Here is a 21,384-nt window from a genome sequence, read left to right as displayed (position 1 = left end):
GGCCCACCATGTACGCATTCGACTACCAGCGCGCGGGCGACGCGCAAGGCGCCGTGAAAGCGATTGCCGCCGACGCGGACGCCAAATTCCTCGCGGGCGGACAGAGCCTGCTCGCGGCGATGAAGCTGCGGCTCGCGCAGCCGTCCACGCTCGTCGACGTCACGCGCATTCCCGAGCTGAAGACGATCTCGGTCGACGGCAAGGTCGTGAAGATCGGCGCGGCGGTCTGCCATGCCGACGTCGCCGCGAACGCGCCGATCCAGAACGCGCTGCCGGGCCTCGCGCAACTGGCCGCGCATATCGGCGACCGCCAGGTGCGCGCGCTCGGCACGCTCGGCGGCTCGCTCGCCAACGACGACCCGGCCGCCGACTATCCCGCCGCCGTGCTCGGTCTCGGCGCGACCGTGGTGACGGACCGCCGCCGCATCGCCGCCGACGACTTTTTCCTCGGCATGTACGAGACCGCGCTCGAACCCGACGAGCTGATCGTGGCCGTCGAGTTTCCGGTTCCGGAACGTTCGGCCTACGAAAAGTTTCGCAATCCGGCCTCGCACTTCGCGCTGACGGGCGTGTTCGTGGCGCAGTTCGCCTCGGGCGTGCGCGTGGCCGTGACGGGCGCGGCGCCGTCGGTGTTTCGCGCGACGGCGCTCGAAACCGCGCTCACGGCGAGCTTCACGGCGCAGGCGGCGCGCGCGGTCACGATCGGCGCGGACGGCTTGAACGGCGATCTGCATGCGAGCCCCGAGTATCGGGCGCACCTGATTCCGGTGCTCGCGGCGCGCGCGGTGACGAAGGCGCTCGGTTAGGCGCGTGCGGGAATCGGCGTCCGTTCGCGCGACTTTCTGCGCGCGCGGACGCCGGTGCTGCTCGCCCACCTTCCGCCCGCCACCAAGGAAAACGCTCGCGCAGTCAAAGGCCGCCATGCTCCCCGCCACCATCGACGACACGCTCGCGCAACTCGAAGCGCAGGGCTATTTCGCGAGCCGCGAACTGGCCACGGCGCTGTTTCTCGCGCTCAAGATGCAGCGCCCGCTGTTTCTCGAAGGCGAGCCCGGCGTGGGCAAGACCGAACTCGCGAAAGCCGCCGCGGCGCTCTGCGGCACGACGCTGCTGCGCCTGCAATGCTACGAAGGTCTCGACACGGCGAGCGCGCTCTACGAGTGGGACTATCCGCGTCAGATCATGGCGCTGCGCCTCGCCGAAGCCGCCGGCGACACGCCGCGCAACGACACGCTCTATCGCGACGAATTCCTCCTCAAGCGTCCGCTGTTGCAGGCGCTTCAACCCGATCCGCAACATCCGGGCGCGCGCCGCGTGCTGCTGATCGACGAAATCGACCGCGCCGACGAGCCGTTCGAAGCCTTCCTGCTCGAACTGCTTTCGGACTTCCAGGTGTCGATACCCGAATACGGCACGGTGCGCGCGAGCGAGCCGCCGCTCGTCGTCATCACGTCGAACCGCACGCGCGAAGTGCACGACGCGCTCAAGCGCCGCTGTCTCTATCAGTGGCTCGGCTACCCGGATCGCGCGCGCGAACTCGCCATCGTCGCGGCGCGCGCGAGCGAGACCTCGGCCGATCTGCAACGCCGCGCCGTCGCTTTCGTGCATCAACTGCGCACGATGGATCTGTTCAAGGCGCCGGGCATCGCCGAAACCATCGACTGGTGCCGCGCGCTGCACGCGCTCAGCGTGACCGAACTCGATCCGCAATCGGTGCAGGACACGCTGGGCGTGCTGCTCAAGTATCAGGACGATCTCGCGCAGCTCGACGCGCAACGGATCGCCGACACGCTCGCGCTCGCGGAGTAATGTCGATGCCGATGCCGCGCGCGCCCGCGCTTGCCACTTCGCTCACCGCCGCTTCCCGCGCATCGGACGCGCACGGCGGCCCGCCCATGCTCGCGCGCAACGTCGTGCACTTCGTGCGCGTGCTGCGCGGCGCGGGCTTGCCGATGTCGGGCGCGCGCGCCGCCGAAGCCATCGACGCGCTCGCCTTCATCGACCTCGCGCGCCGCGACGACGTGCGCGCGGCGCTGGCCGCGCTGCTCACCGCCGCGCCCGACGAGCGCGAACTGTTCGACGCCGCGTTCGCGCTGTTCTGGCGCGATCCCGACTGGGAAGGCAAGCTGCGCGCGCTGCTGCTGCCGAAGGTGCGCGGCGCGCTGCCGCCGCCGCGCCGCAATAACCGTCTCGCCGACGCGCTCGCCGCGCGGGCCGCCACGCGCGCGAACGCGCCGCACCCGCCCCCAACGCACGAACAGCACGAACTGCGCGCGCACGCGACCTTCAGTGCCGAGGAGCGCCTGCGCCAGCGCGACTTCGACACGCTCACCGCCGACGAATGGCGCACGCTGCGCCACCTGATCCGCGCGCGCCGGCTGCCGCTCGCGACCGAGCGCACGCGGCGTCTGAAAACCTCGTCGCGCGGCACGCACGCCGATCTGCGCGCGAGCGCGCGTCATGCCGTGCGCGCGGGCGGCGACTGGACCGTGTGGAAATACCGCGCGCCCGTCGAGCGCAAGCTGCCGCTCGTGCTGCTGCTCGACATCTCCGGGTCGATGAGCGCCTACTCGCGCGCCGTGCTCTACTTCTGCCACGCGCTGCTGCAATCGCGCGAACGTCTGCAGGTGTTCCTGTTCGGCACGCGCCTCACCTACGCCACGCGCGCGCTGCGCGAACGCGATCCCGACATCGCGCTCGCGCAACTCGCCGCGCAGGTGGCGGACTGGTCGGGCGGCACGCGCATCGGCGCGACGCTCGCGGAATTCAACCGCCGCTGGGCGCGCCGCATGCTCGGCGGCCGCGCCACCGTGCTGATGGTCACAGACGGCCTCGACCACGACGCCACCGCCGCGCTCGACGACGAAATGGCGCGTCTGCACCGCTTCGCGCATCGCGTCGTCTGGCTCAATCCGCTGCTGCGTTACCGCGATTTCGCACCGAAGGCGCGCGGCGTGCAGGCGATGCTGCCGCACGTCGACGCGCATTATCCGGTCCACAACCTCGACTGCCTCGAAGCGCTCGGGCGCAGTCTGCGCGAGACGCCGCCGCCGCGCGCGCCACATCAAGGAGCCACACGATGGAGCTGACCGAAACCCACACGCTGCCGGTGCCGCAGCAGCGCGCGTGGGAAGCGCTCAACGACACGGCCATCCTCAAGACGTGCATCCCGGGATGCGAGAGCATCGAGCCCGACGGCGAAAACGCGTATGCTGTCGCGCTGACCGCCGCTGTCGGGCCGGTGAAGGCGCGCTTCAAAGGCCGCATGCAGCTCGCCGATATCGACGCGCCGCGCAGCTACACGATCCAGTTCGAAGGCCAGGGCGGCGCAGCGGGCTTCGGCAAGGGCGACGCGCGCGTGACGCTCGAAGCGGCCGGCGACGACGCCACGACGCTCAGCTACACCGCCCGCGCACAGGTCGGCGGCAAGCTCGCGCAGATCGGCTCGCGGCTCGTCGACGGCGCGGCGCGCAAAATCGCCGCCGAGTTCTTCAAGCGCTTCGGCGAACAGTTCGGCGGCGACGCGGAGCAAACCGCCAGCAACGAAAACGACAGCACAGCAACCGACCCGCCAGCCGCGAGCGCCGACGACACCGCGGCGACCGGCGACGAACCGCAAAAGAGGAAACGATCATGGACAGCGTGGATCTCGAAGTCCTGAAATCCAGCGTGCGCTGGCTCGAAGAAGGCCACCGCGCGTTGCTGGTGACGGTGGTAAAGACGTGGGGCTCGTCGCCGCGGCCCGAGGGCGCGATGCTCGTCGTGCGCGACGACGGCCTCGTGGCCGGCTCGGTCTCCGGCGGCTGCATCGAGGACGATCTGATCGAGCGCGTGCGCCGCGAAGGCGTGCGCATCGCGAAACCCGAAGCCGTGAAATACGGCATCAGCGCCGAAGAAGCGCATCGCTTCGGCCTGCCTTGCGGCGGCACGATCCAGCTCGTGCTCGAACCGCTCAGCGCGGCCTCGGGCATCCGCGCGCTGCTCGACGCGGTGGAGCGCGGCGAACTCGTCGCGCGCACGCTCGACATCGCAAGCGGCCAGGCCACGCTCGGTCCCGCGAGCGCCACCGACGGCATCGATTTCGACGAGCGCCGCCTGCTGACCATTCACGGCCCGCGCTATCGCATGCTGGTGATCGGCGCGGGGCAGCTGTCGCGCTATCTCTGCCAGATCGCCGTGGGGCTCGACTATCAGGTGACCGTGTGCGATCCGCGCGAGGAATACACCGACGTCTGGGACGTGCCCGGCACGACGCTCGTGCGCACCATGCCCGACGACACCGTGATCGACATGAAGCTCGACGAACGCTGCGCCGTGATCGCGCTCACGCACGACCCGAAGCTCGACGACCTCGCGCTGATGGAAGCGCTCAAAACGCCCGCGTTCTACGTGGGCGCGCTCGGCTCGCGGCGCAACAACGCGGCGCGGCGCGAGCGGCTCAAGGAATTCGATCTGAGCGAGGCGGAACTCGCGCGGCTGCACGGGCCGGTGGGCATCTATATCGGCAGCCGCACGCCGCCCGAGATCGCCGTGTCGATCCTCGCGGAAGTCACGGCGGCGAAGAACGGCGTCTCGCTGCCGACGATCCTGCAGGTCGAAGGCGCGAAGGCCGCGCGCGAGCAGGCTGCGAGTGCCGGTTCGTGTCACGTGTGAGGCGCGCGCGGTTTCGGCCGCGTTCGGCTCGACGCAGCACGCGCGACACCGCGGCGCGCGCATGAAAAACGGGCCGCGACTTGCGTCGGCGGCCCGTAGAGTGCTGCGGGATGCAGCAAATTGCGCGCCCTCGGCGGGCGCCTGTCATCGTTGTCTTGTCGCTAAACCACGCCGATTGGCGGCTTAGCCGAACAGCTTCATCGCCTGCGCGAGCGTGTTCGTCACGCCCCACACGAGCGGCACCAGCACGTAAAGCCAGAACACCGCCATCAGCGCCTTGTTCGAGGACTTCGTGGTTTGCACGGCTGCATTCGTCATGATGGTCGCTCCTTATTTACCGGCGGCCGCGAGTTGCGCGTCGCTCATGTGATGCTTCTCGTCGACGCGGCGCACCAGCAGATTGCAGATGAAACCGACCACCAGCAGCGAGGCCATGATGTGCACGGTCATCGTGTAGGCGTCGGCCTTCGCCACGCCGTGCGCCACCTGATACGCGCGCACGTAGTTCACGAGCACCGGACCCGCCACGCCCGCCGCCGCCCACGCGGTCAGCAGACGGCCGTGAATGCCGCCGACGAACGCCGTGCCGAACATGTCCGCGAGATACGCGGGCACGGTCGAGAAACCGCCGCCGTACATCGAGAGGATCAGGCAGTACGCGAGCACGAAGAACACGATGTTGCCGCTCTGCGCGAACTGCGGCACCGCGTAGTACAGCACCGCGCCGAACACGAAGAAGATGAAGTACGTGTTCTTGCGGCCGACCCAGTCCGACGCCGAGGCCCAGACGAAACGTCCGCCCATGTTGAAGAGCGAGAGCAGGCCGACGAAGCCCGCCGCGGCACCCGCCGTCACGGTGTCCTTGAAGCTTTCCTGGATCATCACCGAGGCCTGGCCGAGAATGCCGATGCCGGCCGTCACGTTCAGGAACAGCACCAGCCAGATCAGGTAGAACTGCGGCGTCTTGAGCGCCTGGTCGATATGCACGTGCGAGCGCGAAACGAGCTTGCCGCTGGTCGCGGGCGGCGTCCAGCCTGCGGGCTGCCAGCCCGGCGCGGGCACGCGGATCGCGATCGAGCCGATCGTCATCGAGATGAAGTAGGCGATGCCCAGCACCACGAAGGTCTGCGCGACGCCGACGCTCGTGTCGCTCGAGAAGTGCTTCATCAGCATCACGGAGAGCGGTGCGGCGATCATCGCGCCGCCGCCGAAGCCCATGATCGCGAGGCCGGTCGCCATGCCGCGGCGGTCCGGGAACCAGCGAATCAGCGTCGAAACCGGCGAAACATAACCGAGGCCCAGCCCAATGCCGCCGATCACGCCATAGCCGAGATACAGCAGCACGATCTGATGCAGATACACGCCGAGCGCCGAGACGAGGAAGCCGCCGCCGAAGCAGCAGGCCGCCGTGAACATCGTGCGGCGCGGGCCGACGCGTTCGAGCCACTTGCCGCCGAACGCGGCGGACAGGCCGAGGAACACGATCGCGAGCGAGAAGATCCAGCCGAGCGAGGTGAGCGTCCAGTCGTCGGGCGACGACTGCGTCACGCCGATCACTTTCGTCAGCGGCGAGTTGAACACCGAAAAGGCGTACGCCTGGCCGATGCACAGATGCACCGCGAGCGCGGCGGGCGGCACCATCCAGCGCGAAAAGCCGGGCGGTGCAATGGTGGCCTCCTTAGAGAAGAAGGGTGCGGGTGCGGTGCCGCGCGTCGAATCCGCAACGCTGCTCATTGGTCGGTCTCCTTGGGAAGCTAAATACGTCATGCCGTGCGCGCACGTGCCGGCGCCGCCTCGAAGGCGGCCGGCAATCGCTGAATGGGTCCCCGTAGCGATGGTTTTCCTGCGTGCGCGCACGAAGCGCTTACATGCCGAAAGCTCGGCACGCCCGAACGTTAGTGCCCGGCGCGAGTGTTGGCAATATGAGACAGAAATGCATATGGGCCGAACAAGCCCATGACGGAGGACAGGAGAGCGAAGAAAAGCGCTTGACTGCGGCCCTGTGAACGGGAATCGCGCGATATTTGCGCCGCGCGTGGATCGCGCGGCTCAGGGTAAATCGTTAGCGACGCGTGGCGTCAAAGCAACCCGACGGCGAAGGCGGCGGCCACTGATCCGGCGACCAGCACCACGCCGATCGTGCGGCGCTTGTTCAGTTCGGTCCACAGCAGCACGCCCGTCAGCGAGAGCAGGATCAGGCTGCCCGCGATGGTGTCCATCAACAGCACCCAGCCGATGCCCATGCCCACGCCGCGGTGCAGATTGTTGAGCGTGGCGAAGAAGGCGCTCTGCGTGCGCCGCACCGAGACCGTGTTGTTGCCCACCCAGTACTCGACGGCGAGACTCTGGCGCGGCCCCATCAGCGCGAATTGCCACGATTCGGGCTGCACCACGCTTCGGTCGCCCCACGCGACCGGATGCGCCTTCTCGCGGCGGATCTTGCCGGGCTTGCCGTCGAAGGCGAGTTCGCGCTGCAGCCAGTGCGCGAGCGCCTCGGGCGACGGCGGCCGCTCCCCGGGCAGCGCCACCTGCATCTCCTTGACCTGCGGCGCGCCCGACGAAATCTTCATCGGCCCCGCGCGATGGTTGAGCAGGAAACCGGTCACGCCGAACAGCAGACCGAGCACCGCGCCCCACAGGCCCACCCAGCCGTGCACCTTGCGCAGCCATTTGATGAAGGTCGCGCGGCGCGAGCGCTGGCGACGCGCGGCGCGATCGGCAGCGTCGAGCGGTCTGGTGGACGCACCACCTGACGCATTAGCGGACGGATTGGCGGCATTGCGGGCGGAAGGCGATTCGATCGCGATCTCGTCGACACGGGCATTCACGGGAGCACTCCAGACACGGCGCCGCGCCATGCGCCGCAGCCAAGCTTACAAATGAGAATAGTTATTATTACATATTCGAAAGCCGGGCCGCCGCGAAACCCGCCGTGCGGCCGTCCGCACGCTGGGACGGCGGCGGCGCTTGACAAGCGAATAGCATGACTTTTAAGTGAGGGGATGGCGCAAAAACGCGCATGGCCGGCGCAAAAAGCCCATCGAGCAGGCGACGCACAATCGACCCGGCACGCCCCCATCAACCGCAGCGAAGCCCCCAGAAGGCCGCCATGCGCTACGTCCTCGTTGTTTGCCTTGCCCTGCTCGCGACGCCCGGCGGCGCGAGAGCGGCCGAATTGCGCTCGCCGTTCGAACCGGCCGCGAGCGCGGCGGTGGCGACCGTGGCGACTGTCGCGACCGTCGCCGCATCCGACGCCGCCGAGCAGGCGCCCTACACCAACGAGGCGGAAACCCAGACCTTCACGATCAACGCCGACGGCTCCTACACCAAGACCGACACGCTCACGCTGCGCGTGAACACCGAAGCGGGCATCGCGCGCGCGGGCCAGTATTACGTGTGGTTCAACCGCGAGATGGCGCACGTCGAGATTCTCGACGCGTGGACCGAGGACGCCCGGGGCGGCCGTCACGACGTGCGTCCCGACCAGATCCGCGATGTGCAGGAAGTGCGCTCGTTCGACGCGCCGATGTTCCAGGACGTGCAGGACAAGGTGATCGTGTTCCCCGCCGTCGAGCCCGGCGCGCGCGTGCATCTCACCTGGCGCAAGACGCAGCGCGTGCCGCTCGTGCCCGGCTGGTTCAGCGACTTCACGCCGCCCGACATGGCGCCCACGCATAACTTCCGCGTGATCTACGACCTGCCCGCGAACGTGCCGCTCTACGCCGACGCGCGCGGTTTCACGTCGATTGCACCCGTCACCGCGCGCGGCCGCACACGCTACGAATTCCGCTACGACAAGCGCAATTTCGGCCGCCTCGAATATGGTTCGGTTTCCTACGTAAGCTACGGCGACCGGCTGATGGTCTCCACCTTCCCCGACTACGCGGCGTTCGCGCGCGTCTATCGCGAAGCGGCCGTCGACGCGAGCGCGCGCGACCCCGCCGTCGTGCAGCTCGCGCGCACGCTCACTGCGCGCGACGCCACCGAACGCGCGAAAGCGCAGACGCTTTACGACTGGGTGCGCCGCAATATCCGCTACGTGGCGATGAACATCGGGCGCGGCGAGATCGTGCCGCATCGCGTGAGCGAGGTGCTCGCGAACCGCTACGGCGACTGCAAGGACCACGTGGCGCTCTACGGCGCGCTGCTCGACGCCGTGGGCGTGCGCAACACGCCCGCGCTCCTCAACAGCGGCACGATCTACACGCTGCCCGCCGTGCCCGGCTTCGGCGTGATCAATCACGTCATCACGTGGCTGCCGGGCTTGCAGATGTTCGCCGACTCCACCGCGAGCAACGTCGAGTTCGGCTATCTGCCGTCGACCGACATGAACCGCCAGACCGTGCTGGCCGGCGACGGCTCGCTGATGAGCACGCCCGCCACCGCCACCACCACGCGCGACAGCGATCTCGACATCACCGTGGCGGCCGACGGCTCGGCGCGCTTCGTCTATCGCCTGCAATCGGAAGGCTGGGCCGCCGAGCAGACGCGCAGCGTGCTGCGTCTGCAAACGCCCGCGCAGCGCGAGGAATCGCTGCAATGGGAATTGCGCAACGCGAATCTGCGCGGCAGCGCCACGCTCGCGTCGAGTCCGCTGGACGCGACGGGCGGCCCGCTCGTCGTCACGCTCACGGGCACGCTGGACGGCTTCGTCGATCCGCAGATGACCACGCCGGTGCCGACGCTCACGAGCCTCGTGGGCGGGCTCGACGCGAATCTGCGCTACTGGCTCGGCGAGACGCGCCGCACGCAGCCGTTCGTGTGCCGCAACGTGGAGATGACCGAACGCGCGCGCATTGCGCTGCCCGCGAGCCTGCGCGTGCTCGACGTGCCGTCGCCGCAACAGGCCGACAACGCTTTCGTCGATTACCGCTCGCAGTATCGGCTCGACGCGCAGGCGAACGTGTTGCGCGTGACGCGCACCGGACGCACGCATTTCGCAAGCGACGTCTGCAGCGCCGACGAATTCACGCAGATGCGTCCGGCCTTCGAAACGATGGCGCGCGACCTGCGCGCGCAGTTGATCGTGAAGCCCGCGTCGAAGCCCTTGTTGACGCCCGAAACGGGCGCGGACTAGGCGCGATCGTCAAACCGGCCAGAGCGGCCCTTCCTGCATCGCACCGATCTGCTCGCGCAATTCGAGAATGCGCTCTTCCCAGTAGCGCTGCGTGTTGAACCACGGAAACGCGGCCGGAAACGCGGGATCGTGCCAGCGGCGCGCGAGCCACGCCGAATAGTGGATGAGGCGCAGCGTGCGCAGCGCTTCGATCAGATGCAGTTCGCGCGGATCGAATTCGCTGAAATCCTCGTAGCCCGCGAGCAGCTCGGCGAGCGCGCGCGATGCGCCTTCGCGGTCGCCGGGCAGCAGCAGCCACAGATCCTGCACGGCGGGACCCATGCGGCTGTCGTCGAAGTCGACGAAATGCGGGCCGGCGTCGGTCCAGAGCACGTTGCTCGGATGGCAGTCGCCATGCAGACGCAACTGGCGCACGTCGCCCGCGCGCTCGAACGCCGCTTCGACGCCTTCGAGCGCGAGCCCGATCGCGGCCTGCCACGCGCCGCGCACGTCGGCGGGCACGAAGTCGTGCTCGATCAGCCAGTCGCGCGGCTCGTAGCCGTAGCTCTGAATGTCGATGGACGGCCGCGCGCGATACGGCTGCGTCGCGCCCACGGCGTGGATCCGTCCGATGAATCGGCCGATCCATTCGAGCACGTCGCTGCGGTCGAGTTCGGGCGCGCGGCCGCCGCGCCGTTCGAACAGCGCGAAGCGAAAGCCCTCGAATTCATGCAGCGAACGGCCCTCCAGCACGCGTGCGGGCACGGCCGGAATCTCGCGCGCGGCGAGTTCGGCCACGAAGGCGTGCTCTTCCAGAATCGCTTCGTCGCTCCAGCGCTGCGGGCGGTAGAACTTCGCGACCAGCGGCTGCGCGTCTTCGACGCCGACCTGATAGACGCGGTTTTCGTAGCTGTTGAGCGCGAGCATGCGGCCATCGGTGCGCTCGCCCGCGGGCATCAGCACGCTGTCGACGGCGTCGAGCACGCACTCGGGCGTCAGGCGCGCGTAAGGTGCGGCCTGGGCCGAATCGGCCGAATCCGCCGGTTGCGGCTCGTCGGAGGGGAAGGAGGTATCGTCGTTCATCCCCGCATTGTGCATCTTGCGGAGCGCGGCGGCGAGCCGCAAACGTGGGGGTCGGGGAAGGTTTGGTTGCCGCGCGGCCGCGCAGTCAAACGTTAAACCGGACGGCCAGGCAGGCAGTGGGGGCAAGCCCCTTTTCGTAGATCTCGCTTAGATCGCGCGTGGCACGCGCGCAGGCAGAGGCAGACAGCGACAGACAGCGGCGCGCGCGCAGACGGGCCGGGGATCGGCCCGCGAGGCGCAGTGGCGCTCAGTGGACTTTCGCGCCGGCGGGCATGACGTGCTCGCCCGTGTCGATCAGATCTTCGAGAAAAAAGGGCTCGGTATTGAGCTCTTTCGACGCGCCGGGCTCGCCGCTGTACCACGTGACCATGGCCATGTCGCCGAGAATACGTTGCACGATGCCGCGCGCCCCATTGGGCACGGCGATATGGACGGTGCGGACGATAGAACCGATTTGCATGATGTTTCCCCGTTCCCATTGCCGGCTTTCCCGCAGGAAAGACCGGTCACTGTACTGACAAAAACCGCTGCGCACACCACCAGGTTGCGCATGCATCCAACCTGCTCCGACGGCCCGCGTGCACGACGGCATGCACGATTGCGTTCACCACGGCATGCAGCTTCGGATTCGCTGTGCAAGCGCGTTTTGGGCCAACCGGTTTCCCCATTGTTGCCTGTTTGGGCACGCCCGCAAAGCAAAAAAATAGGGGGCCGAACAATGGCAAAGCCCGCCGCAGACGGGCATGCTGTTACTTTCGCACGCCGCGCGCCTTCGTGCAGCGTCGAATACAGCGTATTCCGTGGCGCTGTTCGGCGAATCCCGCCCGGGCCGCGAAGACCCGTCTCGCGTTGCGCGATTGCGTCGCCCACAACACTTACGAGACGCTGACTGTACCAGATGGTGAACCGGCGCCCGCCTTTCCACCCTTTCGCGTTCGGCACGCGAAGTGCGCCGGCACACACGTCCACGCGAAAGAACACGCACACGAGCGCACGCAAGCACACGCAAGCACGCGCAAGCACACACGCAGCCCCATACGCGAGCACGCGCCCAGCCGCCGAAGCCGGTGCGCCACGCGTGAAACCCCCATGCAGCGAGGCTGCAACACGGGTGCACACGGGCGCGCGCAGGCGCTATAGTCCAGTCCCAAGGAGACAAACGGCGCGCCGCAAGGGCGAGCCGCCACCGACCACCCCCGATAGCGATCGGACCACCACCAGATAAACACAAGCCGTCCGGACCAGGCGCGCGCGCTGCGCACGCATCGGCGCGGCGCATCGCCCTGAGCGAAGGAATCGCTGTTCCATGTGGATCGTCCGGCTCGCACTCAAGCGCCCGTATACGTTCGTCGTGCTCGCGTTGCTGCTGTTGATCGTCGGGCCGCTGACGATCGTGCGCACGCCCACGGACATCTTCCCGAACATCGACATTCCCGTGCTCTCGGTCATCTGGACCTACACGGGCCTGCCCGCCGACGAGATGTCGCGGCGCATCGCGCTCAACTACGAGCGCGGGCTTTCCGTGGCCGTGAACGACATCGAGCACACCGAATCGACGTCGCTCAACGGCATCGCGATCGTGAAGATTTTCTTCCAGCCGCACGCGAACGTGCAGGAAGCGCTCGCCGAAGTCACCGCGCTCTCGCAGACGCAACTGCGCCAGCTGCCGCCCGGCATCACGCCGCCGAACATCCTGCGCTACAACGCCTCGACCGTGCCGATCCTGCGGCTCTCGCTGTCCTCGCAGCAACTCACCGAGCAGGAACTGTTCGACTACGGCAACAACTTCCTCAAGACGCAGCTCGCCACCGTGCCGGGCGCGAGCGCGCCGCTGCCGTATGGCGGCAAGCAGCGGCAGATCATGGTCGACATCGACCAGCGCGAATTGCAGCAGCACAATCTCTCGCCGATGGACGTCGTCAGCGCGATCAGCACGCAGAATCTGATTCTGCCGTCGGGCACCGCGAAGATCGGCGCGACCGAGTATTCGGTGCTGATGAACGCGAGCCCCGACACCATCGCGGGCCTCAACGACATCCCCGTGAAAACCACGGCGAGCGGCACGGTCTACATTCGCGACGTGGCGCACGTGCGCGACGGCTTCGTGCCGCAGACCAACATCGTGCGCGTGGACGGCCAGCGCGCCGCGCTGCTCACCATCAACAAGAGCGGCAACACCTCGACGCTCGACATCGTCGACCGCATCAAGGCGATGATGCCGCAACTGCGCAACCTCGTGCCGTCGTCGCTGAACATCGACCCGGTCGCGGACCAGTCGCTGTTCGTGCGCGCCTCGATCAAGGGCGTGCTGCGCGAGGCGCTGATCGCCGCCGCGCTCACCGCGCTGATGATCCTGCTGTTTCTCGGCAACTGGCGCGCGACGCTCATCATCGCCGTGTCGATTCCGCTCTCGATGATCACCTCGATCATCGCGCTCGCAGCGCTCGGCGAAACCATCAACATCATGACGCTCGGCGGCCTCGCGCTCGCCGTCGGCATTCTCGTTGACGACGCAACGGTCGCCATCGAAAACATCAGCCAGCAACTCGAACAGGGCAAGACGCTCGAACAGGCGATTCTCGACGGCGCGCATCAGATCGCGATTCCCACGCTGGTGTCCACGCTCTCGATCTGCATCGTGTTCGTGCCGATGTTCCTGCTCACGGGCGTCGCGCACTATCTGTTCATTCCGCTCGCGGAAGCCGTGGTGTTCGCGATGCTCGCCTCGTACTTCTTCTCGCGCACGCTGGTGCCGACACTCGCGAAATACCTGCTGCGCCATCACAAGAGCGCGGACCTTCATCACGAAACCACGCGCAATCCGTTCATGCGCGTGCACCTCGCGTTCGAACGCGGCTTCGAGCGCACGCGCGGGCGTTATCGCGCGTTTCTCGCGGCGCGCGTCGCGCATCCCGTGGGCTTCGTCACGCTCTTTCTGGCCTGTTGCGGCGCCTCGCTGCTGCTGATGCCTTTCCTCGGACGCGACTTCTTTCCGCAAGTCGATGCGGGCACCATCGCGCTGCATCTGCGCGCGAAGACCGGCATGCGCGTGGAAGAAACGGCGGTGCTCACCGACCGCGTCGACGCGCGCATTCGCGCGCTGATTCCCGCGCGCGAGCTGCATTCGATCATCGACAACATCGGCCTGCCGGTGTCGGGCATCAATCTCTCGTACAGCAACACCGGCACCATCGGCACCTCGGACGCCGACGTGCTGATCTCGCTGAACGAAGACCATCATCCGACCGCGGACTACGTGCGCAGCTTGCGCCGCACGCTCAACGACGAATTCCCCGGCGTGCAGTTCGCCTTTCTGCCCGCCGATATCGTGAGCCAGACGCTGAACTTCGGCATGCCCGCGCCTATCGACGTGCAGATCACGGGCCGCGACGCCACCGCCAACCGCGCCTTCGCCGCGCGCCTGCTCGCGAAGCTGCGCAGCGTGCCCGGTCTCGCCGACGCGCGCATCCAGCAGCCCGCCGACCTGCCGCGCATCTTCATCGACGTCGATCGCACGCGCGCGCAACAGGCGGGCTTCACGCAGAAGGACATCGCGAGCGATCTGCTCATCACGCTCTCGGGCAGCCAGCAGACCACGCCCACGTTCTGGCTCAATCCGATGAACGGCGTGAGCTACAACGTGGTCACGGAAGCACCGCAATACACGATCGATTCGCTCCAGTCGCTCGCCAACATTCCGCTCACCGCGAACGGCCGCAGCAATATTCTCGGCTCGCTCGCGAGCATGCAGCGCGAGGCGGGCGAGGCCGTGGTCTCGCACTACAACGCGCAGACCGCCGTCGATATTTACGGCAGCGCCGACGGCCGCGATCTCGGCGCGGTCTCCGACGACATCCGCAGGATCATCGACAACTCGCGCGCCCAGTTGCCCAAGGGCTCGGCCATCGAGTTGCGCGGCCAGGTGCAGACGATGAACGACTCGTTCTCCGGATTGTTCGGCGGACTCGTGTTCGCGATCGTGCTCGTCTATCTGCTGATCGTGGTGAATTTCCAGTCGTGGCTCGATCCGTTCATCATCATCACGGCGCTGCCGGGCGCGCTCGCGGGCATCGTCTGGATGCTGTTTCTCACGCACACCACGCTCTCCATTCCCGCGCTCACGGGCGCGATCATGTGTATCGGCATCGCCACTGCGAATTCGATTCTCGTCATCAGCTTCGCGCGCGAGCAGTTGCGCGAACATGGCGACGCCGCGCGCGCGGCCATCGAAGCGGGCTTCACGCGCTTTCGTCCCGTGTTGATGACCGCGCTCGCGATGGTGATCGGCATGGTGCCGATGGCGCTCGGGCTCGGCGAAGGCGGCGAGCAGAACGCGCCGCTCGGGCGCGCGGTGATCGGCGGCCTGCTCGTGGGCACGCTCGCGACGCTGGTGTTCGTGCCCGTGGTGTTCTCGCTCGTCTATCGCAAGCTCGCCGCGCGCCGCCAGCGCGCCATCGAACACGTCGTACCGAAACCATGACGACTTCTCCCCTTCTCACTTTCACGCCGACCGATCATGCACGCTGACGCGCCGCCTCCCGATTCTCGTGAACCTCGCGAACATCGCCGCACGCGCCGCTGGCCGCTGGCCGTCGCCGCGCTCGTCGTGATCGCGCTCGCGGCGCAAGGCATCTGGTCGCGCCACAGCGCGCACGCGGCGCTCGAACAGGACGCGCAGCATGCAAGCGTGCTGAGCGTGCAGGTGGTCTCGCCGCAGCGTTCGCAACACGCGCTCGATCTCGTGCTGCCGGGCAACGTGCAGGCCTTTCTTGACACGCCCATTTACGCGCGCACCAACGGCTATCTGCGCAAGTGGTACGTCGATATCGGCGCGCATGTGAAGGCGGGTCAGTTGCTCGCGGAAATCGACGCGCCCGAAGTGGACGATCAGTTGCGCGCGGCGCGCGCCGATCTCGCGAACGCCGAGGCCAATTACGCGCTCGCGAAAACCACCGCCGACCGCTGGACGCAGATGCTGCAAAACCGCTCGGTCTCGAAGCAGGAAACCGACGAAAAGGTCGGCGACATGCTGGCGAAAAAAGCCACGCTCGACGCGGCGCGTTTCAACGTGTCCCGGCTCACGCAGTTGCAGTCGTATCAGCGCGTGACCTCGCCGTTCGACGGCATCGTCACGGCGCGCAACGTGGACGTCGGCGCGCTGATCGACGCGGGCAGTTCGGGCGGTCCGCAAAAGGAGCTGTTTCATGTGGCGCAGGCCGACCGGCTGCGCGTCTATGCGAACGTGCCGCAAGCGTACGCGCAGCAGATCCGGCCCGGCGCGCACGCGTATCTGACGCTCAACGAAACGCAGGGCGCGCGCTATCCGGGCGTGATTGCGCGCTCGGCGGGCGCGGTCGATCCGCAGCAGCGCACGATGCTCGTCGAAGTCGACGTGAACAACGCCGATGGCACGCTGCTGCCCGGCGCCTACGCGCAGGTGCATTTCGCGCTCGACGGCGCGGCGACGCCGCTCACGCTGCCCGGCAATGCGTTTCTGTTCCGGCCGCATGGCGTGATGGTCGCGACCGTCGATGCAAACGATCGCGTGAAGCTCGTGACGGTGACGCTCGGCACCGACTTCGGCACGCGCGTGGCCGTCGCCGACGGACTCGGCGCGCAGGCGCGCGTGATCGTCAATCCGCAGGATTCGATCGTCGACGGCACGCCGGTGCGCATCGTCGAGCCGAACGCGAAGAAAGCCGCGCCCGCCGGTTCGGAGTCGGAGGGATCATGACGCGGCGCTTTCTCGATCTCGCCGCGCGGGCCTTGTGCATCGTCGGCGTGAGCGCGCTCGTCGCCGGCTGCAAGGTCGGCCCCGACTACGTACGGCCGACGGCGCAGGTCGCCGCCACTTACAAGGAAACCGACGCCGACGCGAAAGCGCTCGACGGCACCGGCTGGGCGCTCGCGCAGCCCGCCGACGGCGCGCCGCGCGGCGCGTGGTGGCAGATCTACGGCGACACCGAACTCGACGCACTGGAAACCCGCGTCGCCGAAGCGAACCAGAACGTGCAGGCCGCACAGGCGCGCTTTCGCGCGGCCCGCGCGAACGTCGCGCAGCAACGCTCCAGCTTCTTTCCGGTCGTGACCGCCGGCGGCGACTTTTCGCGCGCGCGCACCTCGGAGAACCTCGCGTACACCTCGAAGGCCGGGCGCACGATCAACGACTACAGCGTGGGCCTCGACGCCACCTGGGAACCCGACGTCTGGGGACGCGTCGCGCGCAGCGTCGAAAGCGCGCGCGCCAACGCGCAGGCGAGCGCCGCGGACATGCAGGCCGTGCTGCTCTCGATGCAGGCCGAACTCGCGACCGATTATTTCGAACTGCGCGGCATCGACCGCGAGCGCCAGTTGCTCGACGACACGCTCGCCGCCTATCGCGAGTCGCTCGCGCTCACGCAGCATCGCTACGACGGCGGCATCGCCACCGACGCCGATGTCGGCCAGGCGCAGACGCAATTGCAGACCACCGAGGCGCAGGCGATCGATCTCGGCGTGCAGCGCGCGCAGCTCGAACACGCCATCGCGATTCTCACGGGACAGCCGCCTTCCACGTTCACGCTCGCTGTGCTGCCCGGCGCGCCGCTCTCGGCGCAACCGTTCGCCTCGCCGCCCGGCGTACCGTCGACGCTGCTGGAGCGCCGCCCCGACATCGCCGCCGCCGAGCGTCGCGTGGCCGCCGCCAATGCGCAGGTCGGCGTGGCCACGGCGGCGTTCTTCCCGAGCCTGATGCTCGCGGTGACGGGCGGTCTGGAGGCGACGAACTACAGCCAATGGCTCGTCGCGCCCGCGCGCTTCTGGTCGCTCGGCCCGGCGCTCGCGGGCACGCTGCTCGACTTCGGCGGACGCGAGGCGGTGCGCGACGAGGCGCGCGCGCAATACGACGCCAGCGTCGCGCAGTATCGGCAAACCGTGCTCGACGCGTTCGGCCAGGTCGAGGACAACCTCGCGGCGCTGCGCGTGCTCGAACAGGAAGCCGTGGCGCAGGATCGCGCGGTGGACGCCGCGAAGCGCACGCTGGCGATCGTCGAGGATCGCTACAAGAACGGTGCGATCACGTATCTCGATGTGGTGGTCGCGCAGACCACGACACTGTCCAACGAGCGGCAGGCGGTGGCGATCGCGCGGCGGCGGCTTGCGGCGAGCGTCGCGCTCGTGAAGGCGCTTGGCGGCGGATGGCGCGCGGCGGCGCTGGATTCGGTCGATGGGGACGCGCCGACGTCGGCTTCGGCGTCGGCTTCGGCGTCGGCTTCGGCGTCGGCTTCGGTTGCTCGCGCAACCAGCGACGCGGCCTCTTCCTCTGCTTCGTCCGCTCCTTCGCACAACTGACGCTGTCGCAGCACGCAAAACCCGCCCCACGCTGCCAATCGACGCGGCACGGATCGTGCAACAGGCGTATCGTTGCGCCTTTGCCATTTTCCGCAAGGAGTTCCAGTCGTGACCGCATCACCGGGCGCCGACCGCAAGACCGCGCCCAGCAGCGCCTCCGCCGCTTCCCCGAGCGCGACCCTTCCCTATATCGAGCGCGGCAGCCCCGCCTTCTGGCGCGCGAGTCTCGCGCTGCTGTTCGCGGGCTACGCCACGTTTTCGCTGCTCTACTGCGTCCAGCCGCTCCTGCCCGCGTTCTCGCAGACGTTCGGCGTAAGCCCCGCGCAAAGCAGTCTCTCGCTCTCGTTTTCCACCGCCGCGCTCGCGGGCGCGATCTTCGTCGCGGGCTTCTTCTCCGAAGGCTGGAGCCGACGCGCGATGATGACGGCTTCGCTCACGGCCTCGTCGCTGCTGGCGCTCGCCGTCGCGTTCGTGCCCCACTGGGAAACATTGCTGGTGCTGCGCACGCTCGAAGGCATCGCGCTCGGCGGCGTGCCCGCAGTCGCGATGGCCTGGCTCGCCGAGGAAATGCATCCCGAAGGGCTCGGCCTCTCGATGGGTCTCTACGTCGGCGGCACCGCGATCGGCGGCATGGCCGGACGCGTGATCACCGGCATCTGCACCGACCTGTTCGGCTGGCGCGTGGCCGTGGCCGTGATCGGCGTGCTGGGGCTCTGCTCGATGTTCGCGTTCCGCTCGCTGCTGCCGCCGTCGCGCCATTTCGTGCCCAAACGCGGGCTCGGCTTCTCGCATCACCGCGCGGCGCTCATCCGCCACTTCGGACGGCCCGGCCTGCCCGTGCTGTTCGTGATGGGTTTCGTGCTGATGGGCAGCTTCGTCACGCTCTACAACTACATCGGCTACCGGCTGATCGCGCCGCCGTACAGCATGAGCCAGGCGGCCATCGGCGCGATCTTCCTCGTCTACCTGACCGGCGTGGTGGCCTCGCCGTGGTCGGGCCGCATGGCCGACACCTTCGGTCGCGGACGCGTGCTGATCGCGAGCCTCGCGCTGATGCTCGCGGGCGTCGTGCTGACGATGTTCACGCCGCTCTACGCGATCGCCGCGGGCATCGCGTGCCTGACGATCGGCTTCTTCGCGGGCCACGCGGTCGCGAGCGGCTGGGTCGGCCGGCTCGCGCGCGAAGCCAAGGGCCAGGCCGCGGCACTCTATTTGCTGGCCTATTACCTGGGTTCGAGCATCATGGGTTCGGTCGGCGGCCACTTCTGGGCCGGCTGGGGCTGGAGCGGCGTCGCGGGTCTGGTCGCCGTGCTGCTGGTGGCCGGGCTGGCGCTGGCAAGCGTGTTGCGCGCGCGAACGCGAAGGCGCGGCTTGATCGGTCAGGTCCGGCGGGGCGGCTGAGGGTGCATCAACGGTGCATCAAACGGCGCAGCCCGGATGCATTCGAGCGCGCATTCGAAGCTGCATTCGAAGCGACATTCGACGCAGCACGCATCGAATCGAAAGCTGTTCGTAACCTGAAGTCGCTGCGCGCGCGCACCGCACGGTGTCCGTCGCGACGCCGCGAGGTCCCGCCACACGGGCCTGCGCGGCCGTGCGGCGGCGCACACGCGGCACGCGTGGGAGGCGTCTCGTTTGCAAGCCTCACCTATACTCGATTCAGGCCCGCAGCCGCAGCGCCGCACGCCGTGCGACAGAAGAAAGCCGTTTGAACGCGCCGCGCCTGCCGCCCCACGAAAAAAGGAGACGAGCATGGAAGGATATTTCACGATCGGCGATTTCGTGATGATCATCCCGATGGCCCTTGCCGGCGCGCTCTTTCTCGGCGCCTTGCCCTGCGCGACCGAATTCCGGCACAACACCTTGCGCGTGATCGGCGCACTGATCGGCGCCATGGTCGCGGTCGCGCTGGTCGAAACGTTGCCGGCGCTGATGTAGCGATTCAGACGGCGCGCAACGGCGCGGACACTGCGGACGTTTGGGGGTTCCGCGTCGTCTGCGAGGTTGTCTGGCGTGGCTGACGTGCGCTTGAGTCCGCTCAGGCGCATGCAGGCGCGCCGTCATGCGCGGACGCCTGGGCGTGCCGCGCTACTTGCCGCGCATGTCAGCGCAAACCGCACTCCCCTACACCCGGCTGCAATCCCTTGAGCTGACGCGCGGCCGCGCGCCAGTACGCCTCGCGCGTCGTCGCGGATGCGGCGGCATCGTCCGCATCATCATGGTCGGCGACGAGCGCGGGCAGCGCGACCCACGGCAGCGTCGGATACAGATGATGTTGCCGATGCAGATGATGATTCATCAGCATCAAGCCGATCACGCGCGGCACCCGAAAGTCGCGCGAGCGACCCGGCTCGTCGAGCGCGACGCCGTAGTGCGGCAGGTTATCCGCGAGCGACAGCCACAAGCCGCGCGCGAACATCGCCGCGGCCAGCACCGGCCACGCCTTCCCGTACAGCGCGAACGCGCACGCATACAGCGCCAGCGAGCAGAGCCAGTCGCGCCGTGCGCGGCGGCGCTTTTGCGGATCGGTCGCGTGATTCACAAAAAGACGCTGCACCTGAACGTCCTCGGCGCTCGCGCGTTCGCCGGGCGTGCCCACGCCGCGCGCGACGAGCGTGCGCGCGAGCCGCACTGGCAGAAACGCGAGCAGCGGCACGAGCAGTTCGCCCACATACAGGCCGCCAAGCAGCCGCACGTACCACGCGAGGCGACGCAGCCAGCGCGGGCCGTGTGCATCATCGACGTCGGGACGATCGAACGCCTCGCGCGTGAAGCGGTGATGCATCAGGTGTCCGAAACGCACGGCGTCGAACGGCATCGCCATGCCGATGGCCAGCAAGCGCGCGACGATTTCGTTCGCGCGTCGCGAGCGCAGCAATTGCCCGTGGATGCCTTCGTGAATCAATCCCCAGTGGATCGGCGTGGCGAGCACGACCGGCACGAGCGACGCCATCAGCGCGAAAGTCGGGCCGCCCGCCGCGCGCAACAGCAGTGGCAAACCGAACAACTGATACGCGAGCGCAAGCGTGGCGACGGCGATGAGCGCGGTGTTGGCGCGCAGATCGGGTTTGCGTGCGGGTTTGCGTGCGGGCATGCGGCGGCCTGCCGTGCCGGCGGACGCGCGCGGCGCAGCAGCAGGCGGTGCGGACGCTGCCTCGCCCAGGGTACGTACGGCGCTCGTCGACTCCATCGGCAATCCTCAGTGCAAAGACTGCCGCGACGTTAGCAGCGCTCCGTGACAGCCCCAGGACGCGCAGCCTTCG

17 protein-coding genes are annotated in these 21,384 nt (G+C 68.1%); 11 read left to right on the top strand and 6 right to left on the bottom strand.

All coding sequences use genetic code 11. From position 1 onward, the window contains the following. Window positions 1-8 precede the first annotated feature (8 nt). The 5 genes from G5S35_RS00455 to G5S35_RS00435 all read left to right on the top strand — a co-directional run bounded on the left by G5S35_RS00455 (window position 9) and on the right by G5S35_RS00435 (window position 4,653). A complete protein-coding gene (locus G5S35_RS00455) occupies window positions 9-806 on the top strand; it encodes an FAD binding domain-containing protein (protein WP_065061923.1) in 798 nt (265 codons plus the stop codon). Window positions 807-921: 115 nt separating this feature from the next. Continuing rightward, entirely contained in the window at window positions 922-1,809 is an 888-nt protein-coding gene (locus tag G5S35_RS00450) for an AAA family ATPase (protein WP_065061921.1), read from the top strand. A gap of 11 nt (window positions 1,810-1,820) precedes the next feature. Then, entirely contained in the window at window positions 1,821-3,089 is a 1,269-nt protein-coding gene (locus tag G5S35_RS00445) for a vWA domain-containing protein (protein ID WP_176079608.1), read from the top strand. Beyond that, window positions 3,080-3,661 (top strand): SRPBCC family protein, encoded by a 582-nt coding sequence (locus G5S35_RS00440; RefSeq protein WP_110325280.1) that lies wholly within the window; start codon window positions 3,080-3,082, stop codon window positions 3,659-3,661. Before G5S35_RS00445 ends, G5S35_RS00440 begins: the two co-directional genes overlap by 10 nt. Continuing rightward, window positions 3,634-4,653: an XdhC family protein gene (locus G5S35_RS00435; RefSeq protein WP_065061917.1), complete on the top strand. Its 1,020-nt coding sequence runs from the start codon at window positions 3,634-3,636 to the stop codon at window positions 4,651-4,653. The genes G5S35_RS00440 and G5S35_RS00435 overlap by 28 nt, the downstream gene beginning before the upstream one ends. A 183-nt stretch (window positions 4,654-4,836) precedes the next feature. Here G5S35_RS00435 and G5S35_RS00430 read toward each other — a convergent pair whose 3' ends face one another. The 3 genes from G5S35_RS00430 to G5S35_RS00420 form a co-directional block, all read right to left on the bottom strand. After that, window positions 4,837-4,971 carry an MFS transporter small subunit gene (locus tag G5S35_RS00430; protein ID WP_065061915.1) on the bottom strand — a complete coding sequence of 45 codons (135 nt, stop codon included), beginning with the start codon at window positions 4,969-4,971 and terminating at the stop codon, window positions 4,837-4,839. 12 nt (window positions 4,972-4,983) lie between these two features. Next, window positions 4,984-6,387 (bottom strand): L-lactate MFS transporter, encoded by a 1,404-nt coding sequence (locus G5S35_RS00425; RefSeq protein ID WP_065061913.1) that lies wholly within the window; start codon window positions 6,385-6,387, stop codon window positions 4,984-4,986. A 344-nt stretch (window positions 6,388-6,731) separates the two neighbouring features. After that, window positions 6,732-7,454, bottom strand: a complete 723-nt coding sequence (locus G5S35_RS00420) for a PepSY-associated TM helix domain-containing protein (RefSeq protein ID WP_074983028.1) — start codon at window positions 7,452-7,454, stop codon at window positions 6,732-6,734. Window positions 7,455-7,762: 308 nt separating this feature from the next. Here G5S35_RS00420 and G5S35_RS00415 point away from each other — a divergent pair, with 308 nt between their 5' ends. After that, window positions 7,763-9,730, top strand: a complete 1,968-nt coding sequence (locus tag G5S35_RS00415; RefSeq protein ID WP_183038455.1) for a DUF3857 domain-containing transglutaminase family protein — start codon at window positions 7,763-7,765, stop codon at window positions 9,728-9,730. A 9-nt stretch (window positions 9,731-9,739) separates the two neighbouring features. On the opposite strand, the gene G5S35_RS00410 is transcribed toward G5S35_RS00415, so the two are convergent. Together G5S35_RS00410 and G5S35_RS00405 are read right to left on the bottom strand one after the other, a co-directional pair. Then, window positions 9,740-10,792 (bottom strand): serine/threonine protein kinase, encoded by a 1,053-nt coding sequence (locus G5S35_RS00410; RefSeq protein ID WP_183038454.1) that lies wholly within the window; start codon window positions 10,790-10,792, stop codon window positions 9,740-9,742. A gap of 247 nt (window positions 10,793-11,039) precedes the next feature. After that, the gene (locus tag G5S35_RS00405) at window positions 11,040-11,252 is read right to left on the bottom strand and encodes a hypothetical protein (protein WP_065061911.1); all 213 of its coding nucleotides are present in this window, start codon (window positions 11,250-11,252) and stop codon (window positions 11,040-11,042) included. 846 nt (window positions 11,253-12,098) lie between these two features. Here G5S35_RS00405 and G5S35_RS00400 point away from each other — a divergent pair. The 5 genes from G5S35_RS00400 (at window position 12,099) to G5S35_RS00380 (ending at window position 20,059) form a co-directional block, all read left to right on the top strand. Further along, window positions 12,099-15,272: an efflux RND transporter permease subunit gene (locus tag G5S35_RS00400; RefSeq protein ID WP_074982945.1), complete on the top strand. Its 3,174-nt coding sequence runs from the start codon at window positions 12,099-12,101 to the stop codon at window positions 15,270-15,272. A 36-nt stretch (window positions 15,273-15,308) separates the two neighbouring features. Further along, window positions 15,309-16,526: an efflux RND transporter periplasmic adaptor subunit gene (locus tag G5S35_RS00395; RefSeq protein WP_183038453.1), complete on the top strand. Its 1,218-nt coding sequence runs from the start codon at window positions 15,309-15,311 to the stop codon at window positions 16,524-16,526. Continuing rightward, window positions 16,523-18,121 carry an efflux transporter outer membrane subunit gene (locus G5S35_RS00390; RefSeq protein WP_183038452.1) on the top strand — a complete coding sequence of 533 codons (1,599 nt, stop codon included), beginning with the start codon at window positions 16,523-16,525 and terminating at the stop codon, window positions 18,119-18,121. The genes G5S35_RS00395 and G5S35_RS00390 overlap by 4 nt, the downstream gene beginning before the upstream one ends. A 108-nt stretch (window positions 18,122-18,229) precedes the next feature. Continuing rightward, a complete protein-coding gene (locus G5S35_RS00385; RefSeq protein ID WP_183038451.1) occupies window positions 18,230-19,522 on the top strand; it encodes an MFS transporter in 1,293 nt (430 codons plus the stop codon). Between the two features lie 351 nt (window positions 19,523-19,873). Beyond that, on the top strand, window positions 19,874-20,059 hold the full coding sequence (locus G5S35_RS00380; RefSeq protein WP_065061901.1) for a hypothetical protein: 186 nt from the start codon (window positions 19,874-19,876) through the stop codon (window positions 20,057-20,059). 166 nt (window positions 20,060-20,225) lie between these two features. Here the strand turns inward: G5S35_RS00380 and G5S35_RS00375 are convergent, their stop codons facing one another. Beyond that, window positions 20,226-21,311 (bottom strand): fatty acid desaturase family protein, encoded by a 1,086-nt coding sequence (locus tag G5S35_RS00375; protein ID WP_237181303.1) that lies wholly within the window; start codon window positions 21,309-21,311, stop codon window positions 20,226-20,228. Window positions 21,312-21,384: the final 73 nt, after the last annotated feature.

The sequence above is a fragment of the Paraburkholderia tropica genome (assembly GCF_014171495.1).
In the GTDB taxonomy this organism is placed as follows: domain Bacteria; phylum Pseudomonadota; class Gammaproteobacteria; order Burkholderiales; family Burkholderiaceae; genus Paraburkholderia; species Paraburkholderia tropica.
This window is presented reverse-complemented; position numbering and strand designations above follow the sequence as displayed.